The organism is Lutibacter sp. (genome assembly GCF_041596795.1).
Classification (GTDB): domain Bacteria; phylum Bacteroidota; class Bacteroidia; order Flavobacteriales; family Flavobacteriaceae; genus Lutibacter.
Genome location: NZ_JBFHHX010000020.1, coordinates 18,258 through 32,021, shown reverse-complemented (window position 1 = coordinate 32,021; position 13,764 = coordinate 18,258). Strand labels below are relative to the sequence as shown.

Genomic DNA, 13,764 nt, shown 5'->3' with positions numbered 1-13,764 from the left:
TTTTCAAAAATAACTAAAAAAGCTTCGTAAAAATATATTTACGAAGCTTTTTTTATAATTAATTTCAGCTATTAATATCTGTAATATTCTGGCTTAAATGGTCCTTCAACCTCAACACCAATATATTTAGCTTGGTCTGGACGTAAAGTTTCTAATTCCACACCAATTTTTGCTAAGTGTAAACGTGCTACTTTTTCGTCTAAATGTTTTGGCAACATATATACTTCATTTTTATAAGCATCACGGTTGTTCCACAATTCTAATTGTGCTAATGTTTGGTTTGTAAATGAATTACTCATTACAAAACTTGGGTGACCAGTTGCGCAACCTAAGTTTACCAAACGTCCTTCTGCCAATACAATAACTTCGTTTTCACCAATTGTATATTTATCAACCTGAGGTTTAATTTCTACTTTAGATGCTCCGTAAGTTTTGTTTAACCAGGCCATATCAATTTCATTATCAAAATGTCCAATGTTACAAACAATAGTTTTGTCTTTCATTGCTTCAAAATGACGCGCCTGAACAATATCTTTATTTCCTGTAGTAGTAATTACAATGTCTGCGTTTCCAACAACAGTTTCTAATCTTTTCACTTCAAAACCGTCCATTGCAGCTTGTAATGCACAAATTGGATCAATTTCTGTAACTGTAACTATAGATCCAGCTCCTTTAAATGAAGCTGCGGTTCCTTTACCAACATCGCCATAACCACAAACTACAACTCTTTTACCTGCTAACATAACATCCGTTGCGCGTCTAATTGCATCAACAGCACTTTCTCTACATCCGTATTTGTTATCAAATTTAGATTTTGTAACAGAATCGTTTACATTAATAGCAGGCATTGGTAATGTTCCTGCTTTCATTCTATCGTATAAACGGTGAACACCTGTAGTAGTTTCTTCACTTAAACCATTAATTCCTGCTGCTAACTCTGGATATCTATCCAACACCATATTGGTTAAATCTCCACCATCATCTAAAATTAAATTTAATGGTTTTCTATCTTCACCAAAAAACAATGTTTGCTCAATACACCAATCAAACTCTTGCTCATTCATTCCTTTCCAAGCATACACAGAAACTCCAGCAGCAGCAATTGCCGCAGCAGCTTGATCTTGTGTAGAGAAAATATTACAAGAACTCCAAGTAACTTCAGCTCCTAAATCTACCAATGTTTCAATTAACACAGCAGTTTGAATAGTCATGTGTAAACAACCTGCAATACGTGCACCTGCTAATGGTTTTTGTCCTTTAAACTCTTCTCTTAAACTCATTAAACCTGGCATTTCAGCTTCAGCTAATTGAATTTCTTTACGTCCCCAATCTGCAAGATTGATATCTTTTACTTTATATTTTACGTAAGTTGATGTTTCTGTACTCATATTTATTAAATTTGCTTGTTTATTAAAACAATTAAAAGTTTATAATTTTTTTAGATTTTGCAAAAGTACAAAATCCAAACGAGAAACTAAATGCCTTTATTTAAAACAATTAAACCAAATTTACACACCAACATTTTTGTATGGAAAATTACTGAGTCTTTTGATGCGTTAAATTTACCTATTGAGTTAACTAACAGAAGCAAAGAAAGAGTACTTTCAATGAAATCTGAATTGCATCAACGTGGTTTTTTAAGTGTACGCCATTTATTAAAGGAAGCTGGTTATTGCGATGCTGATTTGTATTATAACGGAAACGGCAAGCCACATTTAAAAGATGGTAAACATATTTCCATTACACATTCGTTTACCTTTTCAGCCATTATAATTAGCGATGTTGAAGTTGGTATTGATATTGAAAAAAACAGGGATAAAATAAAAATTATTCAACATAAGTTTGTAAATTTTGAACGAGGTTTTATTCATAAAGATGATGATTATATTCAGCAATTAACCGTTATTTGGGGAGCTAAAGAAAGTTTATATAAAATTTATCCGTTTGGCGGATTAACCTTTAAAAATGATATAGATATTAATTCTTTTCAAATTGCCGATAAAAAAACAACAGGAACCATTAAAGTTGAAGGTTGGGATAAAAATTATGATATTAGGTTTGAACAACTAGAAGATTTTACCTTGGTTTACGCATTAGACACTTCAAAAAATGAGTAAATCACTATTAACTTTTATACAACAAGCATCAAAAAAAGGAGAGAAATTGCTAGCCATTTTATTAGATCCTGATAAAACAACCTTGGAGGAAATCTCTTCTATTTCTAAAAAAATTGAAAACCTAAATGCAAATTTTATTTTTGTAGGTGGCAGTTATGTAGAAAACGGAATTACAGATGCTTTTGTTGAAAAATTAAAAGAACATACACAAATTCCAATTATCCTTTTCCCAGGAGATTATAGTCAAGTAACTAACAAAGCAGATGCACTTTTATTTTTATCACTCATCTCTGGAAGAAACCCAGAGTATTTAATTGAGCAGCAAATTAAAGCAGTTCCTTATTTAAAAAATTCAAGTTTAGAAATTATTCCAACTGGTTATATTTTAATTGATGGCGGTACCAATTCATCAGTTTTAAAAGTAAGTAAAACAATACCAATCCCTCAAAATAATATTGACTTAGTGGTTTCAACAGCAATTGCAGGAATGTATAAAGGTAAACAGTTAATTTATTTAGAAGCAGGTAGTGGCGCTAAAAATGTAGTTGGTTTAAAAATAATATCCGAAGTAAAAAAAAATATTTCAATTCCAATTATAGTTGGCGGAGGAATTAGAACCAAAGAACAATTAAATAACGCCTATAAAAGTGGTGCCGATTTAGTAGTTATTGGAACCGCCTTTGAAAATAACACCTTACAAAAATTATGACAGAACTCCTTCATTATCTTTTTGACCAATATAGCACTTACGAGACTATAGATATTTCACTAGAAATTATTGCAGTAATTTTTGGTTTTTTATCTGTTTGGAGTTCCAAAAACAACAGTATTTGGGTGTATCCAACAGGAATGGTAAGCACCAGTATTTTTGTGTATTTGTTATTAAAATGGGGCTTGTTAGGTGATATGATGATTAACGGTTATTACTTTATTATGAGTGTTTATGGTTGGTATATTTGGACTCGAAAAGTAGACGAAACACATCACACACCTATAACTAAAACAACAAAACAAGAAAAAAGAACATCGTTAATTATATTTATTTCTACGCTGCTTTTTGTTTTTATAGTTTATAAAAGTTTTGATAAATGGACAAGCTGGGTTGCATACGTAGATACCGTTACAACAGCTATTTTCTTTGTTGGAATGTGGCTAATGGCCCGAAAAAAAATAGAAAACTGGATTTGGTGGATTTTAGGCGATATTATTTCCGTTCCACTATATTTTTATAAAGGTTTTACCTTTACTAGTTTTCAATACCTTATATTTACATTTATTGCAATTTTTGGATACTTAGAATGGAAGAAGCTCTTAAACAAAAAAATATAAACATAGTTAAGGTTGTTTTATACGGACCAGAAAGTTCAGGAAAAACAACACTTGCAAAACATTTAGCCAGACATTATAATACTGTTTGGGCACCAGAATTTGCACGAGAATATTTGCAAGATAAATGGAATAACGAACGTAAAACCTGCGAAAATTCCGATTTATTACCCATTGCTATTGGTCAAATGAAATTAGAAAATGAATTAGCTTTAAAAGCCGATAAATTGCTAATTTGTGATACCGATTTATTAGTAACTAAAATATATTCGGAAGAATATTATGGCGGTTATGTGCATCCAGATTTAGATAAAGCTGCCATTGCAAATAAATACGACTTATATCTTTTAACCTATATTGATACGCCTTGGGAAGAAGACGATTTACGCGATAGACCCGATCAACGTTTAGAAATGTTTAATGCTTTTGAAGCTGGATTAAAAAAACACAACAGACCGTACATTATTTTAAAAGGCGAAAAAAAAGAGCGTTTGCAACTTGCAATTTCGGAGATTGATAAAATTTTAAAAGCGCTGCCAAATTTACATAGTTACCATTCTAAAAAATAATGAATAAAGAAGCTTTACTTAAAGAATTAAATTTTAAAGCCGTAAGAAGTGGCGGTGCTGGCGGACAACATGTAAATAAAGTTTCATCAAAGGTCGAATTAATTTTTGACCTGCAAAATAGTGCCGAATTTTCTGATGATGAAAAAATACTACTTCTTAAAAATTTGCAAACAAAATTAACCAAAGAAAATGTGCTTTTATTAAGTTGTGACGAAAGCAGAAGTCAACATAAAAACAAAGAAATTGTAATTGAACGTTTTTTTACAATTATTAAAAATGGCTTAAAAGTTCCTAAAAAAAGAAAAGCAACAAAACCAACCAAATCTAGTATTCAAAAACGAATAGACAAAAAGAAAAATGTGGCTTTAAAAAAAGCACTTCGACAAAAGCCAAATTACTAAATATGTAAATATTATAAAATGTTTTTTTTTAATAAATTATTATAACTAAGTTTGCATTGTCTCAAAAGGGGTGCCTAAAACGGCTGAGATCAAACCCAATGAACCTGAACAGGTAATGCTGTTAAGGGAAAACAGAAACACTAAAAGGTGTTTTAATAGCAAACAAGTTAATTATTCAAATCATCGATTAATTACCTCTTTTTACATCGTTTTATTTTATAAAAAATGAAACAAAAATTAAATTATTATTTTCAAAAAGCGAAAGTATTAGTAGCTTTAGTATTGATGGCATTTAGTATTCAAACAAATGCTCAAGAATTATTTAAACTTTCTGGTAAGGTTACAGATGGAACATCTCCTTTACCCGGAACCAGTATTTTAATTAAAGGAACTTCTCAGGGAGTTTCAACAGATTCTGAAGGAAACTTCTCTTTTTCCTTAAAAAAAGGAAACTACACTTTAGTTGTTAGTGCCATTAGTCAACCAAAGGAAGTTACGGTAAACTTAAACAAAAATACTTTTATTACTATTGATATGGCAGATAGTTTTGTTAACCTACATGAAGTGCAAATTTCTGCAACAAGAGCAAACGAAAAAACACCTGTAGCTTTTACAAACATCACCAAAAAAGAAATTGAATCTAAAAATTTGGGACAAGATTTACCAATTTTATTAGATCAATTACCATCAGTAGTTACAACATCAGATTCTGGTGCAGGAGTTGGATATACCGGAATTAGAGTTCGTGGTAGTGATGCATCTCGTGTAAATGTAACCATCAACGGAATTCCGTATAATGATAGTGAAAGTCACGGAACATACTGGGTTAATATGCCCGATTTTTCTTCTTCTGTAGAAGATATTCAATTGCAACGTGGTGTTGGAACCTCAACCAATGGTTCTGGTGCTTTTGGCGCAAGCTTAAATATTAAAACGCAATCTGTAACTGAAGAAGCATACGCAAGTACTTCCAATTCTGTGGGTTCTTATGGTACTAGAAAGCACAATTTAAGTTTAGGAACAGGCTTACGCAATAATTTTTATGCAGCAGCACGTTTATCAAGCATTTCAAGTGATGGTTATATAGATAGATCTGCTTCGGATTTAACTTCTTATTATACAGAATTAGGCTTTATTTCTGATAAAACAAGTATTAAAGGAATTGTTTTTGGCGGACAAGAAATTACACAACAAGCGTGGTACGGAACACCAAAAGCTGTGGTTGAAAATGATGCTGAAGGAATTCAAACTTTTATTGACCACGAAGGTTATTCTCTTACAGATGAACAATTAGAAAATTTATTAAGTAATCCAGGAAGAACCTACAACCATTACACCTACAAAAATGAAGTTGACAATTACAAACAAACCCATTATCAATTGCATTTAGACCACTCATTTACAAAATATGTATCGTTAAATATTTCAGGAAATTACACATCAGGAAAAGGATATTTTGAGCAATATAAACCTTTTGAAGAAGTTGGCGATTATTTTCCTGATGATGAAAATGCCGATGAAGAAGGTGAGGTTATAAGAAGAAGATGGTTGGATAACGATTTTTACGCATTAGTTTACAGCCTAAATTATAAAAAAGACAAGCTAAATGTTATTTTAGGTGGTGGTTATAATAAATATGACGGTGACCATTTTGGTGAAATAATTTGGGATTCTTTCCCGGTTGCTATTCCTTCAGAAACCAATTATTACTCTAGTATAGGAGAAAAAAAGGAATTTAACACTTATTTAAAAACAGAATACGAAATCAACTCAAAAACTTTAGCTTTTATAGATTTACAATATAGAGGCATTAATTATGAAGCGAATGGTTTAAGTTCAGATTTATTAACTATTGATGTTAAAAAAGAATACAACTTTTTTAATCCAAAACTTGGTTTAACCTATTCTTTTAATAATCAAAATTCAGTTTATGGATCTTTTTCTATTGCTAATAGAGAACCAAATAGAGACGATTTAACAAAGAACCCTATTAGTCCAAAACACGAACAATTACAAGATTTTGAGCTAGGTTATAAGTTTAAAACATCAAACGCATATATTACAGCTAATTTATATTATATGAATTACAAAGATCAGTTGGTTTTAACAGGTGAAATAGATGATGTTGGCGATCCTATTCGTCAAAATGTAGATAAAAGTTACAGAGCTGGAATAGAATTACAAACGGGATATCAATTTTCTCAAAAATTAAGAGTTGATGTCAACGCTACAGTAAGCGAAAACAAAATTAAAGAATTTGATTATATTGTTTATGACAGTCAGTACGATCCTATTACTTGGGAAGACACAGCTTATAATGCAATTTCTACAACCTACACAGATACTGACATATCTTTTTCTCCAGCACTTATTGCAGGTGGAACTATTACTTATTTACCAACGGAAAAAGTTTCGTTAGGTTTTATTTCAAAATATGTTGGCAAACAATATTTAGACAATACAACAAGCAATTTAAAAAGTATGGATGCTTATTTTGTAAACAACTTTAATGCTACTTTAAAAATTAATCCAACTTGGATAAAAGAAATCTCTTTAAGTTTACTTGTAAATAATATTTTTAATGCAAAATATGTTTCAAACGGATATACGTATAGTTATTATTATCGCCCAACAGGATCAAACGATCCAGCTATAACTGAAATCTTTTATTATCCACAAGCTACAAGAAATTTTTTAATTGGAGCAACTTTAAAGTTTTAAAACAGAATTGTTATGAAAAAGAAAAAACCGAAGCAAATTGCTTCGGTTTTTTTTATTTTTGATAAATTAAATCTAATTAGTTTCCTACGTTACAAGTTTCATCACAAGTATTTATCCCAAAAAGAGTATAAAGCGGACAAAAACTAATAATTGGTGTCACTAACATAATTCCTGCAATTGTAAATAACAAATATTGAATCCAATTAGATTCAAATACAGTTGAATTGGCAAAATGACCTATTGCAATTGCTAAAATAATTCTAACAATCTTATCTGTACTACCTACATTTTTTTTCATAACTAGTTTTTTAAGATTCTGAAGTCATTCTTCCAGTAGCGCAACTTACAAAAGATTTTGCTTTGTGAATTATAGTATTTGAATCACCAACTTCAGGATACCCCATAGAAGCCAGTTTATTTTTAACTTCAGTTAAAACCGAATTATCTTTGGTATCTATAGTTACTTTTGATGTTTCTAAATCTACAGTTACATCTGTAACACCGTTAATGGCTAACAATCCTTTTTTTATTGAATTGGCACAACCACCACATTTTAAGTTTAATATTTCTAATATCATCATTCTATTAATTTTAGAGTACAAATTTACAAAATATTTGATTAAGAATGTCCTCTAACAACAATCATCATCACTTTTAAATTTAATCTAAAAAAATTATAAATCTGAAATAAAAAGAAAACCCTCATAAATCTAACCAATTTAGTAGGCTCTGTTCCGTATGATATATTGCTATATGGAACCGTTTTTTGCATATTTGTTTTCATTTGTTTAGTTTTAAATTATTCTGGAATTAACCACCAAAAAGGTTTCGCTTTTGCTTTATATAAAAACATATAATGCATAAATAATTTCATCCAATGGCCCGCTGTACCAACAACACCAACAGTATCATCAATATCTCTACCCCATTTTGGGTATTTTTCCCAATCTTGTACAATTGGATTAACTGTCATAACAGCCGCTTGACCGTTTCTTAAACCATAACCTGCAGAAACTATACAAGCTGCACCCATTTTTGCCATGGAGGCTTTATGAGGATGCTCAATTTTACCAACTTTAATAGAATGAATAATATTTTGAGCAACTATTTTTCCAATAACACCAGATGGCATTCCAGTTCTTGGTGGTGTTGGAAATATTTTTGTTCCGTTAGGGCTTTCCATTGGTTTAGACATTGCATGTGGTGGAGCAAAAGCAATTCCGGCAGCATAAACATTGTCATATTTTACATTTTGATAAGTTAATGGCCAATCTTCTGCCTTCCAATCTTCGTAAGGTTTTGGAGAATAATCTGCATCTACTTTCATCATGCCATTTGCAGCAAAAACTTCTGCACTTATATCATCGTTTTTTTTATTAAATGCTTTCATACCTGCACCTGCAAATCCAGGAATTAACATAGCAAAATCAAAATTTAAAGTATGATATTCACCTTTTAAATTTTCATAATGTACTATGCCTTTTTCTACCTTTTGAACTCCAGCTTGCTTAATCCATTGAACTCCATATTCCTTTAAAATAGATTCCGCAAAAATTTTAGTTGGAGTTATGTAGCCATTTCTTTTAATATAGGCACCACCCATACCAAAATCTCCCAATTCATATTCATTAGTAATCCACCACAAATCTGCTAAATGTTGTAATTTTCTTTTTTTAATTTCAAAAGCAATATTTAAAACATATTCAAAAGCGGCACCTTGGCAAGTTGCCATAGCGTGACCAGTACCTATTAAAAATGTTTGACGCTCGCCATTCTCCATCTTTTTTAGAGACTCTTGTAATTTAGTCCAAGCGTGTGCTGCGTGATCATAAGTACAAACTGATTCGGTATGTTTTTTAGGCCCTAAACCTTCCGTAGCTTCAAAATTTAATTTTGGTCCTGTTGCATTTATTAAATAATCATAAGTAACTTTTTCTTCTACATCTTTTTTATCTTCAGAAACATATTTTATAGTTACAAAACCTTTATCATGTTCCAAATCTCCTTCTGGATTTATAGAAACCGCTAAAGCTTGCTTGTAGTTAACTCCCATTTTTTTATAAACAGGAGCTAATGCAAATTTTACTTGATCTGGTGTCATTAATCCAACTCCAACCCAAATATTTGAAGGAACCCATTGAAAATTACTATTAGGAGAAATCATTACAACTTCGTGAGGTTTTTTAAGCCCTCTGCTTAAATAGGAAACTGCTGTATGACCAGAAATTCCTGCACCTAAAACAACTACTTTTGCCATAATTTTTAATTTTTAAAAGTAATACTCCAAACACCTCTTAAATCTCCTTCGTTATATCCTACAGCCTTATCATTTGGGTATAATGATTTTATAATAGAATCTGTTTTAATATTCACTGTTTCACTTACTTTTCCATGACAAACCAAGCAATTTGCTTTTAAAATGATAGGTGCATAAAAATGCTTTTTTGCATCAACATCTAATTCTACAATTGGGTTTAAATCTTTTTTTTCAGAAATCATTTTTTTATACTGATTCATAATTTCAACCTCTCTATCTGTTGGTGCATTTTGTTCATTTCTAATATTAGTAGAAGTTCTTTTAATAGTAGCTTCAAACTTTTTAGACAACTGATTGGTAATTGGCATTGCATTTTGATTACAAAAAGGTATTGCTTGTGCAGTACCTCCTGCTTTCATTTGCGCTGTAAGTTGTGTACTTAATTCTAAAAATGACGCTTCTGCAATTTCTTTGCCCTTAGAAGTATAAACCTCTTTATCTTTTTCTGAAATAGATGTAGTACAAGAAAACAATCCAATTAATACAGTTAAAAGAACTATTATTTTTTTATTCATTACTTTATAATTTGTTGATTATGTCTAGCCCAATTCATAATTCCACCTTGTAAATCATAAACTTCTCCAAATCCTAATTTTGCCACTCTAGCACTTGCAGAAGATGTTCTGTTGCCCGATCTGCAATACAAAAAAATAGGTTTAGATTTATCGAATTTTTCAATTTGATCCATAAAGGTATTATCGTAATAATTGATATTAATAGCTCCTTCAATATGTCCCTGACTAAATTCTTGAGGTGTTCTTATATCAATTATAACTTGATTTACTGATTTCTCTTTAAATTCAGAAGGATTAACCAAATGAATTGCTGATTTTTCCTGTTCATTTAATGGCGGTTTAGAGTTACAACTTAAGCTAACAAGTAGCGCGCTTAAAACAAGTACTAATTTCAATTTAATATTCATATGTTTTCGATTTTTTACAAATGTATACTTACTTATTTGCGTTTGTAGTAACTAAAGTTACGAATTAAAAATAAAAAAAGGGAGTTAAAAACTCCCTTAAATATTATATACAAATAAAATTATTTATAGTAATGTTGTTGGACAAACGTAATCTGTTAATTTTGTACCAGTATCTTTAATATCTTTAAATCCTCCTCTAACATCAAAAACATTTTTTACTCCATTTGCTTTAAAAATTGAAGCGGCAATTAGTGAACGATAGCCACTTGCACAGTGTAATACATAGGTTTTATCTGGTTTAATTTCAGCAAAATTAGAATGAATAAATTCTAATGGGAAATTTTCTACTCCAACCACATGCTCTGAAAGATATTCAGATTCTTTTCTTACATCCAACGCTATTTCTATTGTTCCTTCTTTTAGTTTATTAGCAAATTGTACTGCAGACATGGAGCCAATTTTATCTACTTCATAGCCTGCTGCTAACCACGCGTGCATTCCTCCTCTTAAAAACCCTAAGGTATTATCGTAACCAACTCTTGAAAAACGCGTTACAACTTCATGTTCTCTACCACCTTCTGCAATAAAAATTATTTTTTGCTTTATGTTTGTTATTAACGATCCAACCCAAGGGGCAAAACCTCCATCAGCACCAATATACCAAGCTCCTGGAACCGTTCCTTCTTCCGTATAATCGTCTTTTGAACGGGTATCTACAACCAAAATATCATCTCGCTCGCTCATTTCTTTAAATGTAGCAGCATCTAATGGTGTTGTACCTCTGTGAAGTATATCGTCAATACTTGTATTAATGCCTTTATTCATTCTTACATTGTTACCAAAGTATTGTGGTGCTGGTTTTAACCCAGTTGTAACTTCAGTTATAAATTCATCCTTTGTCATATCAGCTCTTAAAGCATAATTTGTTTTCTTTTGATTTCCAAGCGTATCAAAGGTTTCTGAACTCATGTTTTTTCCACAAGCAGAGCCTGCACCGTGATTTGGATATACAATTATATCATCTGGTAAAGTCATAATTTTATTTCGAAGCGAATCAAATAAATGACCTGCTAAATCTGCTTGGGTTAAATCAGATTTCACTGCCAAATCTGGTCTTCCAACATCACCAATAAACAAGCAATCTCCAGTAAATACATACGGCATTTTACCATTTTCATCAATTAACAAATAGGAAGAAGATTCCATTGTATGACCAGGTGTATGTAAAAGTTTTAAGGTAGCCTTTCCTATTTTAAATTCTTCACCATCCTTTCCTTGATGAATATCGTAATGTGGATTTGCATTTGGACCAAATACAATGGTTGCACCTGTTTTTTTTGCTAAATCAACTTGACCAGAAACAAAATCGGCATGAAAGTGAGTTAAAAAAACATATTTAATTTTTGCTCCATCAGCTTTTGCCATTTCAATATACGGTTCAGTTTCTCTAAGCGGATCAATAATTGCAGCTTCTCCATTAGATTCAATGTAATAAGCCATTTCTGCCAAGCAGCCTGTAAATAATTGTTCAACTTTCATAATTCTCTGATTTTAATATTATTATTCTTAGTAGGGTAGTTATTCAAAGCTACATGAATCGTTCTTTTTTTTTGTGATAAAGGTTACATAGAGCACTTTTTTAAGAAAATTTTAATTGTTTGTTTGTTTTATATATTCAAAATATTTTAACTCCATTTCTTTATTTTTTATTTTGTCCTCGTAAGCATCAACAGCTTCTTGAATACTCATAAAACAGTTTTGGTAGCTAATTTTTTTCATTACACCGCTTTTTTCTAAAATATCACGTACTGGACCTTTCATACCTGTAAGTGCAATTTCAATTTGTTTAGTATTATATTTTGATATCACATCATTCATCATATAAATTCCAGAACTATCAATAGTGTTAATACTTTCTCCATCAATTATAATTAACTTTAAACCTGCTCCTTTTTTTTCAACATACTCTTCTAATTTATCTTTAAAATATTGCACATTGGCAAAAAACAACTGGGCATCAAAGCGGACAATTAAAATGCTTGGATTTACCTCCAATAAACCTTCAAAACGCTTAATATTTCTATAAAAGTGCGTATTTGGAATTTTTCCTAAAATAGCAATATGCGGTTTGGTACTTCTATAAATTAACATTCCTAAAGATAACACTACTCCAATAAAAACACCTTCTTTTATACCAATAGTAGCTGTAATTAATAAAGTAATATTTAAAATTACTAACTCTCTTTTTGAATATTTTAGCAATTGTTTTGGTACTGTAAAATCTAACAATCCAAAAACTGCTACTATAATTATTGCTGCTAAAACGGCTTCGGGTAAATAATAAAAAACAGGTGTTAAAAACAAAAGAGTTAGCCCAACTATAGCACTAGAAATAATTGCAGCCATGGGTGTTTTTGCACCAACTTGATTGTTAACCGCCGACCTTGATAAACCTCCAGTTGCTGGGTATGTTTGAAAAAAAGAACCTACAATGTTTCCCATTCCAATGGCAATTAACTCTTGATTTGGATTTACTTTGTAATTGTTATGCTTTAACTCAATGGCCTTTGCAACAGAGATAGCTTCTAAAAATGCTATAAAAGCTAATGTTAGGGCAATTGGAAACAAATCTACAATTACATTCCATTGAAAACTTGGAACTTTAAAAGCAGGCAACCCTTTAGGAATTTCTCCAATAATTTTTACACCAGTTTCATTTAAATTAAAAAATTTTACCGAAACTATTCCTAAAATAACCAGCACTAAAGCAGCGGGTATTTTTTTTGTTAATTTTTTAAAAAATACCAAAACTAATATAGATAAAACGCCAATGGTAAATGTAAGCCAGTTTATTTCATTTAAATGATTAAATACATCAATAATAAGTTCATGAATTTTATTTCCCTTTTGAAGATTTACGCCTAATAAATTTTTTAATTGACTTAAAGCAATAATTAAAGCTGCTGCTGATGTAAAACCACTAATAACCGGGCGAGATAAAAAATTTACTAAAAAACCCAATTTAAATAGTCCAAATAGCACTTGTAAAACTCCCATTATAAAAGCCAACAAAATAGCAAATTCAATAAAGTGTTCCGTTCCAATTTCTGCTAAAGTTGCTACTCCAGAAGCAACAATTAATGAATCCATAGCCACCGGACCAACTGCTAACTGACGAGAAGTTCCAAAAATTGCATAAATAATTTGAGGAATCATGGCAGTGTACAAACCATAAATTGGCGGTAAACCAGCTATCATTGCATATGCAATTCCCTGCGGTATTAACATTATTCCAACTGTTAATCCTGCACCAAAATCATCTTTAAACCACGATTTTTTATAATTCGGTAACCACTCTAATATTGGAATAAACTTTTTAATTTTCATTTAT

The 13,764-nt window shown here is 30.9% G+C and carries 15 protein-coding genes; 6 read left to right on the top strand and 9 right to left on the bottom strand.

The features are described from left to right. Positions 1–71: 71 nt before the first annotated feature. Complete coding sequence (gene ahcY / locus ABY298_RS04235) at positions 72–1,388, bottom strand: adenosylhomocysteinase (RefSeq protein WP_372744758.1); 1,317 nt, start codon at positions 1,386–1,388, stop codon at positions 72–74. Between the two features lie 90 nt (positions 1,389–1,478). On the opposite strand from ahcY, the gene ABY298_RS04230 reads away from it, so the two are divergent. The 6 genes from ABY298_RS04230 to ABY298_RS04205 all read left to right on the top strand — a co-directional run bounded on the left by ABY298_RS04230 (position 1,479) and on the right by ABY298_RS04205 (position 7,134). After that, the gene (locus tag ABY298_RS04230) at positions 1,479–2,117 is read left to right on the top strand and encodes a 4'-phosphopantetheinyl transferase superfamily protein (RefSeq protein WP_372744757.1); all 639 of its coding nucleotides are present in this window, start codon (positions 1,479–1,481) and stop codon (positions 2,115–2,117) included. Next, positions 2,110–2,826, top strand: a complete 717-nt coding sequence (locus ABY298_RS04225) for a geranylgeranylglyceryl/heptaprenylglyceryl phosphate synthase (protein WP_372744756.1) — start codon at positions 2,110–2,112, stop codon at positions 2,824–2,826. Before ABY298_RS04230 ends, ABY298_RS04225 begins: the two co-directional genes overlap by 8 nt. After that, positions 2,823–3,446, top strand: a complete 624-nt coding sequence (gene pnuC / locus ABY298_RS04220; protein ID WP_372744755.1) for a nicotinamide riboside transporter PnuC — start codon at positions 2,823–2,825, stop codon at positions 3,444–3,446. The genes ABY298_RS04225 and pnuC overlap by 4 nt, the downstream gene beginning before the upstream one ends. Next, on the top strand, positions 3,416–4,012 hold the full coding sequence (locus ABY298_RS04215; protein ID WP_372744754.1) for an AAA family ATPase: 597 nt from the start codon (positions 3,416–3,418) through the stop codon (positions 4,010–4,012). Before pnuC ends, ABY298_RS04215 begins: the two co-directional genes overlap by 31 nt. Then, on the top strand, positions 4,012–4,413 hold the full coding sequence (gene arfB, locus ABY298_RS04210) for an alternative ribosome rescue aminoacyl-tRNA hydrolase ArfB (RefSeq protein WP_372744753.1): 402 nt from the start codon (positions 4,012–4,014) through the stop codon (positions 4,411–4,413). The genes ABY298_RS04215 and arfB overlap by 1 nt, the downstream gene beginning before the upstream one ends. A 225-nt stretch (positions 4,414–4,638) precedes the next feature. Next, positions 4,639–7,134 carry a TonB-dependent receptor gene (locus tag ABY298_RS04205; protein ID WP_372744752.1) on the top strand — a complete coding sequence of 832 codons (2,496 nt, stop codon included), beginning with the start codon at positions 4,639–4,641 and terminating at the stop codon, positions 7,132–7,134. A gap of 76 nt (positions 7,135–7,210) precedes the next feature. On the opposite strand, the gene ABY298_RS04200 is transcribed toward ABY298_RS04205, so the two are convergent. The 8 genes from ABY298_RS04200 to ABY298_RS04165 all read right to left on the bottom strand — a co-directional run bounded on the left by ABY298_RS04200 (position 7,211) and on the right by ABY298_RS04165 (position 13,760). Next, positions 7,211–7,432: a DUF2892 domain-containing protein gene (locus tag ABY298_RS04200; RefSeq protein ID WP_372744751.1), complete on the bottom strand. Its 222-nt coding sequence runs from the start codon at positions 7,430–7,432 to the stop codon at positions 7,211–7,213. A 10-nt stretch (positions 7,433–7,442) separates the two neighbouring features. After that, positions 7,443–7,715, bottom strand: a complete 273-nt coding sequence (locus ABY298_RS04195; protein WP_372744750.1) for a heavy-metal-associated domain-containing protein — start codon at positions 7,713–7,715, stop codon at positions 7,443–7,445. 38 nt (positions 7,716–7,753) lie between these two features. After that, positions 7,754–7,918 (bottom strand): hypothetical protein, encoded by a 165-nt coding sequence (locus tag ABY298_RS04190; RefSeq protein ID WP_372744749.1) that lies wholly within the window; start codon positions 7,916–7,918, stop codon positions 7,754–7,756. A gap of 15 nt (positions 7,919–7,933) precedes the next feature. Next, on the bottom strand, positions 7,934–9,391 hold the full coding sequence (locus ABY298_RS04185) for an NAD(P)/FAD-dependent oxidoreductase (RefSeq protein ID WP_372744748.1): 1,458 nt from the start codon (positions 9,389–9,391) through the stop codon (positions 7,934–7,936). 5 nt (positions 9,392–9,396) lie between these two features. Then, positions 9,397–9,966: a DUF3365 domain-containing protein gene (locus ABY298_RS04180; RefSeq protein WP_372744747.1), complete on the bottom strand. Its 570-nt coding sequence runs from the start codon at positions 9,964–9,966 to the stop codon at positions 9,397–9,399. After that, positions 9,966–10,373, bottom strand: a complete 408-nt coding sequence (locus ABY298_RS04175; protein ID WP_372744746.1) for a rhodanese-like domain-containing protein — start codon at positions 10,371–10,373, stop codon at positions 9,966–9,968. Before ABY298_RS04175 ends, ABY298_RS04180 begins: the two co-directional genes overlap by 1 nt. A 123-nt stretch (positions 10,374–10,496) precedes the next feature. Next, positions 10,497–11,912 carry a rhodanese-like domain-containing protein gene (locus ABY298_RS04170; protein WP_372744745.1) on the bottom strand — a complete coding sequence of 472 codons (1,416 nt, stop codon included), beginning with the start codon at positions 11,910–11,912 and terminating at the stop codon, positions 10,497–10,499. A gap of 111 nt (positions 11,913–12,023) precedes the next feature. Further along, the gene (locus ABY298_RS04165) at positions 12,024–13,760 is read right to left on the bottom strand and encodes a SulP family inorganic anion transporter (protein WP_372744744.1); all 1,737 of its coding nucleotides are present in this window, start codon (positions 13,758–13,760) and stop codon (positions 12,024–12,026) included. Between the last annotated feature and the right edge of the window lie 4 nt (positions 13,761–13,764).